Here is an 18,440-nt window from a genome sequence, read left to right on the forward strand (position 1 = left end):
CCGGCTTTGAACCCGTGGTGGAAAGATCAGAGCAACATCGGGGTCAGGAAGGGCAGGGGGCAAGACCGCACAAAAAAAAATGGGGATATATGGTCAAGGAGCAGTATTTTTGACCCTAAAACACCTAAAAACGGAGCTGTACGTGCGCTACAGACTGGTTTTGTGGTGTTTGTTTCGGAAAAGAGCAGCGGCCAAGATGGGCCCATTGCCCGGATTTTTTTTTTGGCCCGGATGCCTGCTCTAAAGATGAACCTTAAATTGTCCTGATAAAGATGTCTGAACAAACAGCGGGAAATCTCCCGGAAAAGGAAACGGAAACCGTTGAAGGGAAACGGAAGAAATCGCCCGTGGTGGTGCTCACGCGCACCCTTCTTGTGGCCATTGTGCTCATTTTTGCCTGGCATGTCTTTTCGGATCGGCACACGCCCTACACCGACCAGGCCATTGTAAGGGGGCTGGCCATACCCATTTACCCCAGGGTCTCCGGTTATGTCACGGACATGAACATAAAGCTGCACAGCCTGGTGCAAAAGGGAGACACCCTCTTTCAACTGGACCAGCGCCCCTTTCTCTTGGCGGTGAAGTCGGCAGAGGCGCAATTGGACAATGCCGCCCAAATGGTGGGGGCACGTACGGCCACCGTAAAATCGGCCGCGGGCCGTTTGGGCATGGCCAGGGCGCAACAAGATCGGGCACAGCGCAATTACGATCGGGTGCAAAAGGTGTTGCTGGAGAGCCCCGGAGCCCTTTCCCTGGCAGATAAGGACCGGGCGGAGACCTCCCTGGCATCTGCGGCGGAGCGGGTGTCCTCGGCCCAGGCCGATTTGGAGCGCGCCCAGCTGCAGTTGGGCATCTCCGGAGAGGAGAACGCCCAGTTCCGGGCCGCCCTGGTGGCCTTGGAACAAGCACAGCTCAACCTACAGTTCAGCACCGTCCTGGCACCTTCCTCGGGGGCCATTGAGAGCTTTAACGTGGACCTGGGCTACTACAGCCAGGTTGGGCAGCCCTTGGCCATGTTCGTCTCCTCGTCCGATTATTGGATCGAGGCCGCCATGAAGGAAAACAACCTGAGCAATATGGAAGTGGGCGATGCCGTGGAGTTTACCCTCGATGTAGATCCCGGAACCATTTACAAGGGCAGGGTGAGCAGCATTGGCTACGGGGTAAAGTCGGGCAATGTAAGCAGGGGACAACTCCCGGCACCACGGGCAAACAAGGGATGGTTGCGCGAGCCGCAGCGCTTTCCCGTCATCATCTCCTATGACAAGGAGCAATTGCGCACAAAAAGCCGGCTCGGTGGGCAGGTGGATGCGGTGGTGTACACCAATGACAACTTTTTGTTGAACACCATTGCCAAGGCACGCATACGGATCAACAGCACATTGTCTTACCTTAGATAGGGAACGGAATGAACCCAATGGCCCGGAACGGACATCAACGGAACATCTTGCGCTATGCCTTTGGGGCCACGGTGGGGCTCTTGCTGGCCATTACCTTTGGTGGGCTCATGGGCTACCTGTTGCCGTTGCTGGCCTTGCCGTTCTTGGCGGGCAACAAGGCCCTGGGTCTGGCGGAAGGCCTTATGTTCATGGTGGTCATGGCCCTTGCCGTTCTTTTTGTGAATGTGGTCATTTTGTTTTTTGTGGATTATCCGGCCGTGCTCATCTTGGTGCTCTTTTTGCTCATCTTCCACATTTTTTATGCTCGGCACAAACTCCTGCCGCCCCCGGTGAAGATCTTGTTGATGGCCTGCTTGTTGTCCATTCCCAACTTGGCCACCAAATCCGTGGCCCTGGCCCAGGGCATTAGTCTTGGCATGGTGGTCATGGCATCTGCCAGCGTACTGCTCACCTGGTTGTGCTACTACGTTTTTCCGGCAGATGGGGTTCCGGCCCCGGCAAAGGCGTCCCTGCCCCCCGTACGGACCACGGGGTACCGAAAAAAGGAGTATCGCGAGGCGCTCACCAAGACCATCGTCATTTTTCCTGCGGTCTTGCTCTTTTATTTTGTGGAGCTCACCAGTGCCCTCTTGGTCCTTATCTACATTTCCATCCTAACCTTTCAAAAAGGTTTTGGAAAGGGTTTTGACGAGGGAAAATTGCTGGTCTTGGGCAATCTCATCGGTGGGGTGCTGGCCATTGTGTTCTATGAATTGGTGGCTTTGGTGCCCACCCTGCCCTTTTATTTTTTGTTGATGTTGTTGGTGGGCATCTTCATTGCCTCCCGTTTGTTTGGCCCATCCCCTCTGGCGCCGATCTACGGTACGGCCTTCACCACCTTCCTCTTGGTCATTGGCATCACCACTTCCTTTGGCAGTACGGATGCCGGCACCAAGGTGTGGGTCCGTGTGTCCCAGATCATGATGGCGGTGATCTATGTGGCAGTGTTCTTTGGTTTTATTTATGAATGGAGAAAAGAGTATGGTAAAGCGTAGAAGAGTCATCGTAACGTTTTTTGGGGCCTTCCTGCTGCTATCGGGCTGTCGGTTGGGGCAGGTCTATGAGCGCCCAACGGACGGCCTGCCCACGGCCTATCGCTATTCCGTTCAGGAAAGTGCCGAGGTGGCCAACTTGCCCTGGTGGTCGCTTTTTAAAGACCCTGTGCTCTTGGCCTTGTTGGATACCGCCCTGACCAACAATTTGGACCTTGCCGTGGCGGGCACCCGGATCAGGCAGGCAGAGGCCCAGTTGGACATTGTCAGGGCCAATCTGTTTCCCAGGGTCAACTATGGTCTGGATGTGGGCACCACCCTTAGTTCCGTGCAAACAACATCCTCGGTGGCCCCTGTGGTTCCCGTTTCCTATCAGGTGGACCTTTGGGGGCAGTTTCGCAATCTCAGGGACGCATCCTACCAAGATTTTTTGGCCACCGAGGAGGCCTACAGGAGCATTACCCTGGCCCTGGTGGGCGGTGTGGCCAACGCCTACTTCTTGTTGCGGGACCTGGACAACAGGCTGCTCATTGCAGAAGAGACCGCGGCCACCTGGCAGAGCAATTTGGAGATCACCAAGGCCCGGAACAATGCCGGTCTGGTCTCGGAGGTCATTGTGAACCAAGCACAGATACAGGTAGAGGAGGCCAAAGCGATCATCCAGACCTTTACGCGCCTGCGCACCCAGACCGAGAACGGCATCAGTGTGTTGTTGGGCCGTCCGCCCATGGACATTCCCCGTGGGCTGCCCTTGCAGGAGCAGGTGCTGCCGCCGGTGCTGCCCGTTGGCATGCCCTCCCGCCTCCTGGACCGCAGGCCGGACATCAGGGCCGTGGAACACCAGTTGCAGGCCCAGACCTACCGTCTGGGGGCCACCGAGGCCCTGCTGTACCCCAACATTACCCTTTCGGCCAATCTTGGGGCGTCCCTGCTCAATCCGGCGGTGGCATTTGCCGATCTGGGCGCCCAGGTCTTGGGGCCCATCTTCAACTCCAAGGAGAACAAAAGGCGGGTGGCCCTGAACCGTGAACTTACCGAACAGCTGCTGTTCACCTACCAAAACACCTTTGTAAATGCCATGCGCGAGGTGGAGGACGCCCTGGTGGCGGTAAACACCTATGACAGGGAACTGCAGTCCAGAGTGGCACAAGTGGAGGCTGCCAAGCGCGCCCTGGACCTGGCCTGGGTGCGGTATGACAATGGGGTGAGCAGCTATTTGGAGGTGTTGGACCTGCAGCGCTCTTCCTTTGCCACCATGCTCCGGGCTTCGGAAGTGATGCAATTGAAGCTGAGCAGCACCGTGACCCTTTACCAAGCTTTGGGCGGCGGTTGGGAAGCACCGGAGGCACCCTGAGGCTGCCTTTGCCGCGTTAAGGGCGTCATTTTTCCCGCCCATGTCCGTGGCCCACCCAAATCGGCACAAAAGCGGGCGCCCCAACTAGGAATGCGCCCGGTAACGGCTAAGGTGGGCCACTGCCATTACGGCCGGCCACTTGTTGTTCTCATGCCTTTGCAGTTCCTGTACCAACCGCTCAAAAAGATGGGTTTCCCCGTAGATTGTGGTCAATTGCCCGTAGAGGTTCGCATCTGCACAGAGCAGGTGGGCCATGGATGTAGGGTCCATGTCCAAAGAAAATTCCCGCTGCTGCTTGGTTAGCAGTTCGGGTGCCGCGGCAAATCCAGAGAAATCGGCCCTATGGTCGTATCCCGAGGGTGGTGGGGCCGTTAGTTGCAATAGGTCCAGGTAGGGGGCTAACCGCACTTCAAAATCGTACAGCAGCAGGGTTCCGTTGGGGGCCGTGACCCGCAGGGTTTCCTGCAACAAGGCGTCACTTTTCCCGTACCACCAAGAGCCGGCATAGGTGCAGATGTCAAAATGGGCATCGGGGAAGGGCAGTTTGTTTCCGGTCATTTTGCAAAAGAGCGTATTGTGGGTGGCCTTGGCCTGGGAGAGCATGGCCTCACTGGGATCTGTGCCAACCACTTGCCGGCAGAACGCTAAAAGGGCCTTTGTGGAAATCCCGGTGCCACAGCCCACGTCCAACCCGGTTCCAAACCGTTCCGTTCCCAAGGCCGTTTTCAGAATGGGGCGGTGCAAGGGCGGCCGGTAGCTGGCGTAGTGGCGGGCCATGATGTCATTGTAATCCACGGGAATCAAAAAAAAAAATATGGGTTGTGCGCCAAAGATAAGGTTTAGGGATGATGTTCTTTGCAAGGGAGCAAGGTTGTTGGTGAGAAGGTACAGTGGCCCTTGATGAAAAAGGCCATCGTTTTCACGGAAAACAGGGTTTGGCAAACACGGCCATCGACCTAAATTGCAACAGCCTTTTACTCTCTCCCAAACATTCAGGTTTAGCGGGGTGTTATGGTAGAATAATAAGGTGTATTTGTCGTTACAAAGTAAGGCCTTCCGGTTTTGGATTGTTTTTCATCATTTGGAAGCAAAAAAATCGGAGCGTGCCCTGGCCCAAGGAAGCATGTTGCCGGAAAATGGGCAATCCTTGGGATTTTTGGAACAGGAAAAAGGCATGGAAATCGGCAACATCAGAACACAGTGCTGTCCTATCGGGACAGGAAGAGCTTAAAATAACCAGTATGGAAGAAGTAAAGATATTGTTGTTGGCCCTGGTGTCCTTTCTATCCAATGACAACCTGCCCATTACGGCAAGATCCGCAGAGATCCACATAGATAGGGCCAACAGGCAGGTGACGATAAAACAGTTGGATTTGGTCAGTGTGGAGCAGTACCGTGATGTGGCCAAAGTTGCTTTGGATTCCCTGATGCAGGCACAGACGCTTAGGGAAGATATGGCGCCCTTGCGCTTGGCCCATACCAGTTTTTATGAAGAAGAGGGTACGTTGAATGCGGTGCTGTACCTGCAATATGAGGATATCAAAGATTTGCGCAAGATGTCTTTTTATGCAGATACGGAAGAAAATTTAAGCTATCCTTATATGAAAGATTTTGTCTATGAGCTACAAACAGGACGTATTGATGGCCGGCATGTGCGTTTTGACCAAGGACAGGACGTAAAGTTTAGAATGGAAGGGAAGCAAGCCTTTCCAGACGGGATATATAGCCTATTGGACGACTGGAACGCCATAAAAGCGGCTAAGTATGTTGATGTTACGGAAGATTTCTCGGTGAACGACTTTAAGGAACTACGGAAATTCATCCTAAAAAAAGGCCGCGGGATGAGCTTTAGAAACATAGAAAACAACAACCCCCACCACACATTTGATGATTTGGGGCTGTATTTGGCATCTACCACGGTCCGAAAACTAGATCATAGCGAACCTTTGCCGAGCCAGGCCTATAACGAATTGGTCATTTGGGGTAACGGTCAGTTCAGTCTTTATCTCTTTGATGAAAACACACCAAATACCAACCCCTATTTGTTGGATGACAAGGTTTACCTTTTAAAACCCCGGCACCTAGATATCCGTACCTTGCAAACCTACTTGCAGCAGATCCGTAAAAAGCTATGAAACCAAGAACTGTCCTCTTATTTTTAGGTGCAATTTTGTTATTTGTCCTTCTTGTTAGAGCATGTGCTATCCAAGGTAAAAAATCCGTAAATGCTGCCTTGGGAGGTGTGTTTGTTGATAAAGACGCTATTTTTTATGATACTGATTTTACCACGGGAGATTATGCCATTATATTGGATGATGAACCCCAGGCCCTGGTCATTGATGATGCCGTAGTGTTGGAAGAGAATAAAAACAGGATCAAAACGGATATTAATTGGATGACCTATCTGCCAGCAGAGGGAGGACGGGGATTCCATGGCATACGTCTCTTTAAAAATAACCAATTACAGCATGCTATCTTGGGCCGTAAGTTCAATACGTTCCAAACAGGAGATTTAAGAAAACATGGAAAACCTGTGGCGCTGAAGTTCATAAATGAACCACGGGAGGCCTACCTAAGAAAAAAAGACAGTCTAGAAAAGTTGCCCGATACCTATATGGCACGAACCACGGAATTGGATTCCATGGGCTACGATTATCGGTTTACGGTAAGATTTCCTTCTATCCTGGTTTCCCAGGAAGATACAATTTTTGATGCCCACGCGTACGGAAAGGCACTGGCCCAAAGGGTAAAAAACAGTTTGGGTCATTTTGAAGGGTTTAGAACAGGAAACGATGCCACTGAAGGCGCAATGACCTCGCCCATTCTAATGCTTAAAATTAAGGGTTCCGAGCGCTATTTGGAAGATTCGGAGACAGGCAGATATCTAAGTTTAAAGGGTTACGTATTACATAGTTCCAAGTTGATTTTTTTTGGTACAAAGGAGTTTTATGAAAAAATACAGGCGCAGGATTTTGGTGATTCTTTTAGAAGGGAAGGTCTTTCCGAGGCAGAGATAAAAGCGCTTATTCAAGATAAAATAGGCCCAGATAGTGCAGAGGTACAAATGAATGCCGTTTTCGAATCTATGTTCAAGACTGGTATTGAAATTGGAGGATTGCATGAAAATAAATACGAGCTCAGGTATTATTCGGTTACAAAGTAAGAATGGTGCCGGAGTTTCATCATTACAAAAACACTATGGTATTTTAACGGAAAACAGGGGGTTTTAGGAACAGATGAACGTGTAGTTTTGTAGTGGATAAAATATGGGAATGGCATCAATACATATAAAAAAGACCAAAATGAAATTAAAGAATATGGGAAGTTTAAGTAAGCTTATGTTCAGCGCAGTTACAATGGTTTTTATGGCCACAAGCGCCACGGCCCAGCAAGATACGATCTACTACGATGCCAAATGGAAGACCACGGTAAAGGACAGCGCCTCCTATTTTAGGCCCCCGGTGAAAAAGGAGGGCAAGCTGTTTCGCGTCACCGATCATTACATATCGGGGGCGGTGCAGATGAACGGACTGTCCAGCAAGCCCGATGCCGATTTCTGGGAGGGCAAGGTGAGTTGGTACAATGAAGATGGGAGCCTACTGCAAGAGGGGCACTACACCAAGAACAGATTGGATGGGCCCTACATCTCTTTTTTGGACGGGGAACGGCTCAAGGCCCAGTTCAAGAACGGGAAGATGGTTTCCGGAAAGACCAATGGTAGGCTAAGCAATGGCCGGAGCTATATGTCCGAGGTGCGCGGGGATACCATTCTGAACATCATTTATGACAAGGACATCAAAGGGGCGCGCTACGAGCGATACAGTGTGGGCAATGACTATGATGTATTGATCCAGTATTTTGATGTGGACGGAAAACTGATGGGAGAGCGAAAGAAAATGGCCAATGGCAGCCGGGTTGGCATAGAGGTGTCCTACTATAAAACCCCAATGCGCCCCATGGAAATACGGTACTATCCAAAGGGGAACCAGCTGGGCAGCAGCTACTTTTATTGCAAGGACCAGGTGCGCGAATTGTTCTCGGCAGAGAATGGCCTTTCCAAGACGTATTTCACCCCGGACGGTGATGTGATGGGGAAGATCGAATATACGTATGTGGATGAGCGCCTAAAACCCGTGGAGGGCACGGAGTACACCTTTTTTTCAAGCTACACGAAATACAGGGCAGAGTTGGTGAGCGGCAAACGGGTGTACGCCAATGGGAAGCTACAGCGGGAGGAGACCTTTTACGAGAACCAGCAGACCAAGAGCATCACCACCTACCGGGATGGGGCTCGGCTGCTGCAGGTCAGTTATGACGAGGACGGCCAAGAGGTGGCCCGTATGGAGTACGATAATTGGCGGCCCATGAACGGTACGGAGATACAGGGCGATAGGCAGGTGACCTATAAAGACGGCATTCTGTTGGAGGAAATTATCCATTATCCCTTTTCCCCATTGGTGTTCAAAAAGAAGTCAGGGGCCACGGAAGTGTTTTACACCAAGGACGGCGGGGTTATGGGAACCTTGCAGCTGGTCGATGAAGATGGGTACATGAAGCCCAAGAACGGGGAGCGTTACCAAATTGATATCGATGGCGATATAAGCTCCGTGGAAATTTTCAAGGAAGGGTTCATCACCAAACGAACCAGCTACAGAAAGCGTCAGGTGGGCAAAGATGAAAAGCTCGCTTTCAAAAAGGAGGAGTATTACGGGCCAGACGGTTTTTATCGTGAAAGGGAAGTCCGTTTCTACAGTAACGGCCAAAAGCAAAGTGAAATAACCTATGAAGGGTTCAAGGAAAAAACAGGCCTGTTTTACAATGCGGAAGGTGCCCTTTTGGGGTCCTATGATTATGTGAAAAAGAACGGAGACCTGTATGAGTTCTTTGCGGACAGTGATGAGTTGCGCCGTATGGAAACGCTGGAGAACGGCATACAGACCCGTTTAAAGCAATACGATTACGGGCCCGGCGCGCTGTACGGACAAATTCTCCCCACTTTGATCGCCGATGTGGATATGGATTGTTGTGCCTCCCATTACAACAGGGATGGGGAGCTGATCGCCAAGTACACCTTTAAGGACCGTGAACCTTGGGAAGGCCGCTTTTTCGATACCAAGTTGAGAACCCGGCATGTCCTGAAACAGGGTGTGCGCAACGGCCCCTATGATAAATTGGGCTACAACGGAAATATATTGGAGGAGGGACAGTTCCTGGACGGAAAGAAAGAGGGCCTTTTCAAGTATTACGACCGTAATGGGCAGCTGCTCAAATCAGAACCGTATAAAAACGATCGGCTAGAGGGAACTGCGGCGTATTATGACGCCAAGGGCGGGGTACAGGCCAAGATGGAATTCCGGGAGGGGCTACCGTGGAACGGTACCGAGGTGATCAGGGAGTCTTACGGCCGAAGCGAACGAATGACGACCTATGAAAACGGATCCCTGGTGAAGGAGGTGGAACAGGATGGCGAGAAAGGAAAGACAGTGACCCGCTATTTGGCCAATGGGGAAACAAAAGGCACCACTTATTACCCTGATACCGAGATAAAGCGCTTGGACTACACGGCCAAGAACGGTCTTCTTGATGGCGCCTTGCTGCGCTATGACCAGGAGGGAAAAGAACAGTACAGGGCCGTCTTTGAAAACGGCAAGATCAAGGAGGGGCGTGTGCTGCTCAATGCAGATGCCATAAGGGGCAAGCCCGCCTATTTTATCATGGAGCGCAACGGAGATGCCGTGACGGTAACCTTTATGGGGCAGGAAGACAAGGAACTTTTTACGGCCACGGAACATCTGGCCTTTGGCACGGCCTCGGTCTTCTTGCGGGAAATGAACATATTCCTGGACAATATTCGACCAGGGGCCTTGTATTGAATCGGTGGGGGCAACCATCTGGAAAGGCAGATGGTAGGGCCCTACCGGGATGCAACTTTTTTTACCATCAGCAACGGGGGGGCGCCCGGCTGTGCCGGAAGGGAAGCAAAGGGCGTTTTTTGCCAAAATTTTCTGTAGTGTCCTGCCCAGATGGGGTATGGGACTTTGGAATTGGGGTACAGCTGCCAATAACATCGAGACGGTCATGATGGCGCCATGGCCAACGGCACGAGGTTTCGGCGAAAACCATCGCAGCGATGGATCTTGAACGGACTTGCAGCCATGGTGGAATTTTTAATGCATTTCCTGGGTTTATGTAAGAATAATGTAAATTTAGGGGGTATAACACCCTTAAAACAACATAATGAAAAGATTGGAAAACAAAACGGCCATCATTACCGGGGGCTCCGGCTCCATTGGCAAGATCACCGCGGCCAAATTTTTGAAGGAGGGCGCCAATGTGGTGCTCGTGGACCTAAGGCAAGAGCACCTGGATGAGGCCAAAACCGAGTTGGGCCACCCGGACAGGGTGCTTACCGTGCAGGCCGATGTGAGCAGTGTGGAAGACACCAAAAACTACGTGGAAAAGGCCAAGGCAAAATTCGGGGCGGTGCACATATTGTTCGCCAACGCCGGCACCGAGGGCAAGGTGCAACCCATTACCGAGTTCAGCGATGATGTGTTTGACTTGGTCATGAAGGTCAATGTAAAGGGCGTTTATCTGGGCATTAAACACGTTGTTCCCGCACTTAGGGAAGCCGGTGGGGGAAGCATTGTCATTTCCTCTTCCGTGGCCGGCCTGGAAGGTTCTGCCAATACCGTGGCCTATACCACCTCCAAGCATGCCACTGTGGGGTTAATGCGTACCGCGGCACAGGAACTGGCTCCATACAACATTAGGGTAAACACCATTAACCCCTCTCCGGTAGACAATAGGATGATGCGCTCCCTGGAGGAGGGCTTTTCCCCGGGTGAGGCCGAGGAGGCCAAAAGGAACCTGGAAAGGGCGATCCCCATGGGCAGGTATGCCGAACCCTCTGAAGTGGCCGATCTTGTCCTCTTTTTGGCCAGTGACGAAAGTTCTTTCATTACCGGTACCACCAACCCCATAGACGGCGGTATGACCTCTTAGGGGCCAACCATCGGGCCCCAACAAGGGGGTCTTTCGCTTGGCTGCCCCAGTGTATTTTTAAACCCCAGATGATGCACTAGACTTTCGGGATGAGGGTGTAAAGCCCAATAAAATCAAGACTTTTGCGATTGAGGCGCCCGCCTGAATGACTCAGTCGGGCAGGCCCGCCCGAATGTGCCCTTCGGTACGGGCGGGTAGCCATCGCTACGGTGGGTGAGCAAAAGTCAGTGTAACGATTGATTTTGCAGGGATTTGCAGCCGTAATGGAATTTCTATTGCTTAATCTGGGTTAAATGAAACGGGGAGCCCGTGCTGTAAGGCAGGGCTCCCCATTTTTATTGTATCTGCCTCGGTATGCGTGCCTGTACCTTCCCTTTTTCCGGCAAGAAAGGCCTGCATCTTGGGCCATTATTCCCGTAGTAGGATCAGGTTGGACAGTTCTTGGTCTATTTGGGCCGCGTTGAGGCCAGAGGGCATGTCTTTGTCATAAAAGAGGGAGATGGCCTCCTTTTCAATGGGCAAAAGCTCGCTGCCCGGGGTAATGGTAGAGCACATGGCACTGGGTCCGGCACTGTCACAGCGATCGGAGTGTCCCAGGCCCAGGGCGTGGCCCAGTTCGTGTTTTATCAAGGCCTTGGTGTCTCGGGAGACCCAAATATTGGCACTGACGTAAAAGTTGCCCACAAAAGAAGCACTGGCGTACCCGTCCAGGTCCAGGTCTTTGACGATGTCATACATGGCCGGGAACGTGGTTTCCACCTGCTCCTTGGTGCCAAAGAACAATTTGGCGGTGGCGGTTGCCTCGGAATCTGCCATGGAGATGGTAAAATCCCCTTGGTCCGTAAGGGCATTGTACTCCTCGATCACCTCTTGCACCACATCCTCTGCGCCCGCAGGGAAATCGCCCAAGAGAAATAAGGTCATGGGGCTGTCCCATTTTCGCATGATGTCCTGGGTGGGCGATGTGGGGTCTTCAAAAAGGGTAAGGTACCTAAAATGGGAGAGCAGCTCCTGCTGCCCGTTGTCCAAAATGTCCAGTTCGTCAATATCATTGATGTTCACCGTTATGGGGGCCTCGGCAATGGCCGTGCCATCAAAAACGGAGGCCGTGAAGGTAATGGGGCCACCGGTCTCAAAATCCAATATGGCGCCTTCTGCAAGGGTAAGCGCCCCGTTGGACTCATTGATTTCAACCAGCTGCGAACCGCTCAAGGAATAGGTGAGCACCGCATTGCCATTGGCAGTGGCCTGGACCGAACCTATGGCCGTTCCGGGGGCGCTGTGCTCATCAATGTCAAATTCCTGGGCGGCAAGGCCTGGCGCCCCATTTTCCAGGTTTTCCTCTTCAATGGCATCCGTGCTGCAGGCCATGGTGAGAACACAGCTTAGGGCAAAGGCAAATCGCTTCATTGGGGTATGGGTTTAGGGTACAGGTTCAGGGGAACAATTTCCACGGGCAAAAATAGGGGCCACGGGGCAGGCGCACAAGAAGTTGTTGTGTAACCGCCCGTTTTTGATGCCAGTTGGGAAGGAACAAAGGCAAGTGCCTTCGTTAAAAAAAAGGCCTTTGTAAATCCAGTAAGACTTGGGTATCGGGGCGGCCCAGGTCCTTTTGCCTTCAAAGGGTCCTTTTTGTTTTTTCGGAAAAAATGTGCTATACTTGATTATGGTCTGGAACGATTTCTCTTTTTTGGGTGCCTTGTTTCTTTTGCTGGTCTCTTTCTGTTATCTCGTGTTTCCCCCCAAGGGAATCAATCCCGTGTATGGGTACCGCACCCCACAATCCACCAAAAATGAGGAGAACTGGCAGTGGGCCAACCGCTGGGGTGCCCGCTCCCTCTTGGGAATCAGCTTGGTGCTGTGCGGGGTGACCTACCTGAACCAAGAAATGCGTTTCATGGCCAGTGACCATCTCTTCCTGGGCACCTTTCTGGGCGGTGTGGGCATTGCCATGGCCATTATAGAACTAAGGCTTTGGCAAATGGGCAAGAAAAGAAGGGAAACCGAAAAAGAATGAAGGTGTAGGCGTGATGGGAGCAAAAAAAAGAATCAGTTGTGCCAAATGCACCGCATCTGTAAGGCGCTGATTTTCTTTGTGTAAAGATTTTTTCTACAATACCACTTTTTCATTAACTTGAGGGGCATAGCAATGGAAATCTCATATATCGGTGGATTACGATGTACAAACGGATATTGTACCCCTTGTTCGAAATTTGGTAACGGGACTGCGCCCCTTGGCAAAGGAACAGCAGGTGAAATTGCGTTTTCGGACAGAGAAAACGTGTTGGCCTGTGCAATACAATGCACATCATTTATTGAAGGAAATAGAGCTTCTCATAGGCCGCGTCCTGAGGTTTACGCCAGAAACGTTCACGGTAACCGTTCGCTTGGTTAAAGGTGCCCCTGGGGATCAAGTGTGCTTTCTGTGTGTGGAGAACACTGGGGTAAACCTTTCAAAATTGGGAGAGGTGCTGTCTTCCGTAAAAAAAGGAATGCGGGTTAAAGAGAAGGCCCAAGGAACTGTTTTTATGGTTTCCATACCCACCATTTGGAATCCCGGCGCATCTGCAAAGGATGCAGGGGCAGTTGAACTGTTACCTAAAAAATACCCGAATTATTATGCATCCGTGGTGCAGAGACTTACCACCCATTTTTACAATATTGAAAACTTGGAAAAGGCCGCGGCACTTAGGGGCCCATCGGAAGGGGTGTTTTTAAAAAAGGTGAACTCGGTGATCGAATCATATTTTTTTGACCCAAATTTTAAGGTAGATGCCCTTGCAAACGCCATGGCCTTGAGCAGAACCCAGCTCTTTAGAAAAATGAAGGCGTTAACCAAGAAATCTCCCCAGCAATATTTACGTTTTGTTCGCTTGGATAAAGCGAAAAAGCTGTTACAGTCCAAACAACGCGATTTAAACGTGAGTGAAGTGTGCTATGAAGTGGGCTTCGCCAGCAAGAGTCATTTTACACGTGCTTTCAAAAAAGAGTTCGGTTTTTGTCCCTCAGAATTAGTAAAGGTCAAAAATGCAACCTGAATGCAATTTTTTTGCAACCTTTGGGCAACTGGGGAAGGCCCATACAATCTACTTTTGGGTCAGTGAAACCATTTAAAATCAAAGTTTTATGAACGATGTAAAGAAAAACAGGGAGTTTATCATCAGATATTTCAATGCCGTTTCCGGACATGTGAAAACCAGGGAACTCTGTGAAGAGTACACTACCGATGAAAAACTGATCGAGCATATTGAATTCTTTGAGGGGGCTTTTCCCAAGTATGAACTGTTCATTGAAGAAATCATGGCCGATGGAAACAAAGTACTGGTCCAAGCCCGGGCCACCGGAACAAATACGGGTGAGTTTAACGGAATTCCACCAACGGGAAGAAAGATGGATTTGCCCTTTGCCATTCGTTACACGATCGAAAATGGTAAAATAACGGGTCATTGGCTTATTGCGGACCAAATGTTGCTTATGGAGCAATTGGGCATCATGGAGGCCCAAACCACCTAGGGAGAACCCAGTATGCCATGAACGATTCAAAGAAAAATAAAGCGTTTATCATTGAATATTACAACGCAATATCTGGTGTTGAAAAAACACCTGAACTGTGCAGGCGCTACATGGATGACGAAAAATTGATCCGCCACATTCAATTTTTCGATCAGGCTTTTCCAAAATACGAACTGTTTATAGAAGAGATGGTGGCCGAGGGCAACAAGGTCATTGTCCAGGGTAGGGCCACAGGAGTCCATAAGGGGATTTACAAGGGCATTCCCCCTACCGGTGGAAAGATGGACCTGCCTTTCGTGATCCGATATTTGGTGGAGCACCATAAAATTACCGATATGTGGTTAATTGCCGACCAGACCATTTTAATGGAACAGTTGGGCATAATGGCGCCCCAGGCCACGGCAGATTGGTCCGCACCAAATCCAATTTAGGGATCTACCGTCCCCCCTTGCTCCCGATCATCTTGCCCAAGGGCCTGTTCTTTTGCCAGGAATGCCAAAAGCGTTAACGGGCACCTATGAAAGAGAACGGAACAGATCAACCAAAAATCAGTACAAAACAGTTTTTGCCAATACCATTTCCCCACTGAAGATGAGCCGTTAAGGGGTTTCTTTTTCCAAAGGCCAAAGAACCAATTCAATTTCTTTGGCAGTTTCGCAAAGGGAGCCGGCCTAGGACCATGTTTGTCAAGTTACCAAACAACCAAAAATGGAGAACTTATGGAAACACCCACTTTTGGACACTACTGCGCCACCAAACACGCCTTGGAAGGCTATGCCAAAACCTTAAAACATGAAGTGGAGCCTTTTGGTATTCAGGTGGCCTTGGTAAAACCGGGGGAGTACTATACCAAGATTTTCGAGAATGCACGGTTCTCCGAAAATAAGATTGCCGATTATGAGTTTCTGCGCGAAGTATTGAACGAACAGGTTGAGGCCCGTATTTCCGCCGAGGGCAATAATTCGGTGGAAGTCGCCGAATTGATGGTTAAACTCGTGGAAGCGAAGCAGATGAAACTGCATAACCGTATCGGCAAGTTCGCTTCCATGATTCCCATATTGCATCTTTTTCCTGGCATGCTTAAAAAAATTGTAAAAAAGACCTACGGACTTGATAAGGTTTAAACACTTAACCAAGAAGGAACAAGCAAAACATACCAAAACCATTTAGTAACCCAATACATCAAGAACAATGAAAGCAACATCTAAAATTTTCGCTTTGCTGCTCTTAGCGGCCACTCCATTTACCCATGGGCAAAACACAGAACCGGACGGGCGCACATACGCCGTAAGGACCATGACCTTAAAACAAGATGCCAATGCCATGGCCTTTGAAAAATATGCCAAGGAGATATTGAATCCCACCTTTCGCCAGGTGCCGGGCGTAACGGCTCGTATTGCCAAAGCGGATAGGGGCAAGGACAAGGGAGTCTATCTGTTGCTCTATTTTTATGATAGCAAAGCCACACGGGACCACTATTATCCCATAGCGGATTCCGATGAATATTCCAAAGCCGCCGAAGAGATGACCCCTAGAATAGAAAAGGCCATAAGGGGGCTTTACGCTTTTGTTGAAGAGGATGCCGAGACATCTCCGTACACCGATTACGTTTTTATTGAATGAGCAATAAATCTTGGCAGTACAGTTTTCACGCCCCCTGCAACAGCCCCGCCCGCTCCAAGAGCGCCTCTACCTTGGGCTCTTGGCCCCGAAAGCGCTTGTAGAGCACCATGGGGTCTTCCGTGCCGCCCTTGGACAGCACGTGCTCTTTGAACTTGGTGGCCACCTCCCTGTTAAAGATGCCTTTTTCCTTAAAGAGGGCAAAAGCGTCCGCATCGAGCACTTCGGCCCATTTGTAGCTGTAATAGCCGGAGGCATACCCGCCCTGGAAAATATGGGCAAAGGAGGTGCTCATACAGGTCTCGGGCGTGGGCGGGTACAGGTCCGTGTCCTTAAAGGCGGCCTCCTCGTGGGCCTTGACGTTGGCAATGCCCGTGGGGTCCGCCCCGTGCCAGGACATGTCCAACAGACCAAAGCTCAGCTGCCGCAAGGTCTGCATGCCCTCTTGGAAGGTGGCGGAAGCCTTGATTTTTTTTACCAGCTCCATGGGGATCACCGCCCCGGTCTCATAATGTTTGGCAAAGAGTTCCAGGGCCTCTTGCTCATAGCACCAGTTTTCCATTACCTGGCTGGGCAGCTCCACAAAATCCCAATAGACGGAGGTTCCGGAGAGGCTGGGGTAGGTGGTGTTGGCCAGCATCCCGTGCAGTCCGTGGCCAAACTCGTGAAAAAGGGTGGTGACCTCGTTAAAGGTGAGCAGGGAGGGCTTGCTCGGTGTAGAAGGGGTAAAGTTGCACACATTGCTAATGTGCGGCCTGCTGTTTTTCCCTTCTTTTTTCCATTGCGATTTAAAAGAGGTCATCCAGGCACCGCCCCGTTTGCCGGGTCTCGGGTGAAAATCGGCATAAAAGAGGGATATGAAGTGGTTGTCCGCATCAAAAACCCGGTAGGTCTTTACTTCCGGATGATAGGTATCCACATCAAACACCTGCTCAAAGCGCAGGCCAAAGAGTTTGGTGGCCACTTGGAACACCCCATCGATCACGTTCTCCAGTTTAAAATAGGGTTTTAGCCGCTCATCGTCCAGATCAAACAGCTTTTGCTTCAACTTTTCCGAATAGTAGGGGCCGTCCCATTTTTCCAGTCGCTTCAATCCGTCGGTCTCCCGGGCAAAACGCGCCAGTTCCTCAAATTCCCTTTTTGCGGCCGGTTTGGCCTTTTCCAAAAGTTCGTTGAGAAAGGCCGTTACTTTTTCCGGGGTTTTGGCCATGCGCTCTTCCAGCACAAAATGGGCGTGGGTGTCATAGCCGAGCAAGTTGGCCCGTTCATGGCGCAGCTGGGCGATCTTGAGTACTTTTTCTTCGTTGTTCCTTTCGTTGTCCTGGAATCCCTTGCTACCAAAGGCCAGTGAAAGTTTTTTTCGGAGTTCCCTGTTCTTGGCGTATTTCATAAAGGGCACATAACTGGGGTAGTCCAGGGTAATGAGCCAACCGCCGTCCTTGCCCTTGTCCCTTGCCCGTTGTGCCGCCGCTTCCTTTTCGCCCTCGGGGAGGCCGTCCACGTCTCTTTCGTGGGTAAGGTGCAGGGCAAAGGCATTGGTCTCTGCCAAGATGTTCTCGCCAAACTTGAGTTTTAGTTGGGCCAGTTCGGCATCTATTTCCCGCAGTCGTTTTTTCTTGTCATCGGGCAGGTTGGCCCCGTTTCGGCTAAAGCTTTTGTAACGTTTTTCCAAAAGGGTGCGCTGTTCGGTGGTCAAGGGCAGGATTTCCCTTTTGGCATGGACTTTTTTAATGCGCTCGAACAAGGCTTCGTTCAGGGTGATGTCGTTCCCAAATTCGGAGAGTAGGGGGGAGATTTCCTGCGCCAATTGTTGCATGGCGTCATTGGTCTCGGCCGAGTTCAGGTTGAAGAACACACTGGAAATACGATCCAGTTGCTGTCCCGAAAATTCCAGCGCCTCAATGGTGTTCCCAAAGGTGGGGGCATCCCCACTGGCGGTGATGGCATCAATTTCGGCCCGGGCATCTTCCATTGCCTTGAGAAAGGCGGGTTTAAAATGTTCGTTTTTTATTTTTGAGAACGGGGCGTCATCAAAAGGGACTAAGAGGGGATTCATATTTGGGTTTTTTTCAAGTTCATTGGCACCGCCAAAGGGTTTGATGCTCCAAGGCTTACCTCGAAATTAAAATTCAGTTTCTTATGAATGTCTCGTGGGCTTTCCCCGAGGTAGTTTGTTTTTCAACGTCCGAAATCGTGCTTCCAACTTCGTATTTCTAAAATCTAAAATCTAAAATCTAACTTCTATTTCGCACTTCAACAGATGGCTTCGTCGCGGGCAGCGTTATTGATTGGTTTCACCATTTCGCTTCCTCCTCGCCATAACGTTTTTATTTTGAGCTTTGGTTCAAGATTTCAGCGTCGGTGTTTTGATTTCAAACTTTCAACTTCGTATTTCTAAAATCTAACTTCTAATTTCGTACTTCAACAGATGACTTCGTCGCCGGCAGCGCTAGGGATCGGTGTCACCATTTCGCTTTCTCCTCGCCATGACGTTTTTATTTTGAGCTTTGGTTCAAG

The 18,440-nt window shown here is 50.6% G+C and carries 16 protein-coding genes; 13 read left to right on the forward strand and 3 right to left on the reverse strand.

All coding sequences use genetic code 11. The features are described from left to right. The first annotated feature begins 272 nt into the window (after nt 1–272). From ACKWCC_RS08035 to ACKWCC_RS08045, 3 genes are read left to right on the forward strand one after another with little or no spacing between them, the layout of a single operon-like run. On the forward strand, nt 273–1,400 hold the full coding sequence (locus ACKWCC_RS08035) for an HlyD family secretion protein (protein ID WP_413995403.1): 1,128 nt from the start codon (nt 273–275) through the stop codon (nt 1,398–1,400). Between the two features lie 8 nt (nt 1,401–1,408). Further along, nucleotides 1,409–2,434: a DUF2955 domain-containing protein gene (locus tag ACKWCC_RS08040; protein ID WP_413995404.1), complete on the forward strand. Its 1,026-nt coding sequence runs from the start codon at nt 1,409–1,411 to the stop codon at nt 2,432–2,434. Next, on the forward strand, nt 2,421–3,785 hold the full coding sequence (locus tag ACKWCC_RS08045; protein ID WP_413995405.1) for an efflux transporter outer membrane subunit: 1,365 nt from the start codon (nt 2,421–2,423) through the stop codon (nt 3,783–3,785). The genes ACKWCC_RS08040 and ACKWCC_RS08045 overlap by 14 nt, the downstream gene beginning before the upstream one ends. A gap of 84 nt (nt 3,786–3,869) precedes the next feature. Here the strand turns inward: ACKWCC_RS08045 and ACKWCC_RS08050 are convergent, their stop codons facing one another. After that, on the reverse strand, nt 3,870–4,646 hold the full coding sequence (locus tag ACKWCC_RS08050; RefSeq protein ID WP_413995406.1) for a class I SAM-dependent methyltransferase: 777 nt from the start codon (nt 4,644–4,646) through the stop codon (nt 3,870–3,872). A 380-nt stretch (nt 4,647–5,026) separates the two neighbouring features. Between ACKWCC_RS08050 and ACKWCC_RS08055 the strand changes: the two genes are divergently transcribed. From ACKWCC_RS08055 to ACKWCC_RS08070, 4 genes are all read left to right on the forward strand, one after another. Beyond that, the gene (locus ACKWCC_RS08055) at nt 5,027–5,920 is read left to right on the forward strand and encodes a hypothetical protein (protein WP_413995407.1); all 894 of its coding nucleotides are present in this window, start codon (nt 5,027–5,029) and stop codon (nt 5,918–5,920) included. Then, nucleotides 5,917–6,948, forward strand: a complete 1,032-nt coding sequence (locus ACKWCC_RS08060) for a hypothetical protein (RefSeq protein WP_413995408.1) — start codon at nt 5,917–5,919, stop codon at nt 6,946–6,948. The genes ACKWCC_RS08055 and ACKWCC_RS08060 overlap by 4 nt, the downstream gene beginning before the upstream one ends. Before the next feature lie 139 nt (nt 6,949–7,087). Continuing rightward, a complete protein-coding gene (locus ACKWCC_RS08065; RefSeq protein ID WP_413995409.1) occupies nt 7,088–9,658 on the forward strand; it encodes a toxin-antitoxin system YwqK family antitoxin in 2,571 nt (856 codons plus the stop codon). Nucleotides 9,659–10,022: 364 nt separating this feature from the next. Next, a complete protein-coding gene (locus ACKWCC_RS08070; protein WP_413995410.1) occupies nt 10,023–10,790 on the forward strand; it encodes an SDR family NAD(P)-dependent oxidoreductase in 768 nt (255 codons plus the stop codon). A 408-nt stretch (nt 10,791–11,198) separates the two neighbouring features. Here ACKWCC_RS08070 and ACKWCC_RS08075 read toward each other — a convergent pair whose 3' ends face one another. Then, the gene (locus tag ACKWCC_RS08075; RefSeq protein ID WP_413995411.1) at nt 11,199–12,200 is read right to left on the reverse strand and encodes a hypothetical protein; all 1,002 of its coding nucleotides are present in this window, start codon (nt 12,198–12,200) and stop codon (nt 11,199–11,201) included. 241 nt (nt 12,201–12,441) lie between these two features. Here ACKWCC_RS08075 and ACKWCC_RS08080 point away from each other — a divergent pair, with 241 nt between their 5' ends. The 6 genes from ACKWCC_RS08080 (at nt 12,442) to ACKWCC_RS08105 (ending at nt 15,926) form a co-directional block, all read left to right on the forward strand. Next, complete coding sequence (locus ACKWCC_RS08080; RefSeq protein WP_413995412.1) at nt 12,442–12,807, forward strand: SdpI family protein; 366 nt, start codon at nt 12,442–12,444, stop codon at nt 12,805–12,807. A gap of 274 nt (nt 12,808–13,081) precedes the next feature. Then, complete coding sequence (locus ACKWCC_RS08085; RefSeq protein ID WP_413995413.1) at nt 13,082–13,828, forward strand: helix-turn-helix domain-containing protein; 747 nt, start codon at nt 13,082–13,084, stop codon at nt 13,826–13,828. 88 nt (nt 13,829–13,916) lie between these two features. Next, nucleotides 13,917–14,303: an ester cyclase gene (locus ACKWCC_RS08090; protein ID WP_413995414.1), complete on the forward strand. Its 387-nt coding sequence runs from the start codon at nt 13,917–13,919 to the stop codon at nt 14,301–14,303. Nucleotides 14,304–14,320: 17 nt separating this feature from the next. After that, nucleotides 14,321–14,734 carry an ester cyclase gene (locus ACKWCC_RS08095; RefSeq protein ID WP_413995415.1) on the forward strand — a complete coding sequence of 138 codons (414 nt, stop codon included), beginning with the start codon at nt 14,321–14,323 and terminating at the stop codon, nt 14,732–14,734. Between the two features lie 288 nt (nt 14,735–15,022). Next, a complete protein-coding gene (locus tag ACKWCC_RS08100) occupies nt 15,023–15,427 on the forward strand; it encodes an SDR family NAD(P)-dependent oxidoreductase (RefSeq protein ID WP_413995416.1) in 405 nt (134 codons plus the stop codon). 67 nt (nt 15,428–15,494) lie between these two features. Further along, the gene (locus tag ACKWCC_RS08105; RefSeq protein ID WP_413995417.1) at nt 15,495–15,926 is read left to right on the forward strand and encodes a hypothetical protein; all 432 of its coding nucleotides are present in this window, start codon (nt 15,495–15,497) and stop codon (nt 15,924–15,926) included. A 25-nt stretch (nt 15,927–15,951) separates the two neighbouring features. Here the strand turns inward: ACKWCC_RS08105 and ACKWCC_RS08110 are convergent, their stop codons facing one another. After that, nucleotides 15,952–17,979: a M3 family metallopeptidase gene (locus ACKWCC_RS08110; RefSeq protein WP_413995418.1), complete on the reverse strand. Its 2,028-nt coding sequence runs from the start codon at nt 17,977–17,979 to the stop codon at nt 15,952–15,954. Nucleotides 17,980–18,440: the final 461 nt, after the last annotated feature.

It is taken from the genome of Maribacter aquimarinus (assembly GCF_047345505.1).
Classification (GTDB): domain Bacteria; phylum Bacteroidota; class Bacteroidia; order Flavobacteriales; family Flavobacteriaceae; genus Maribacter.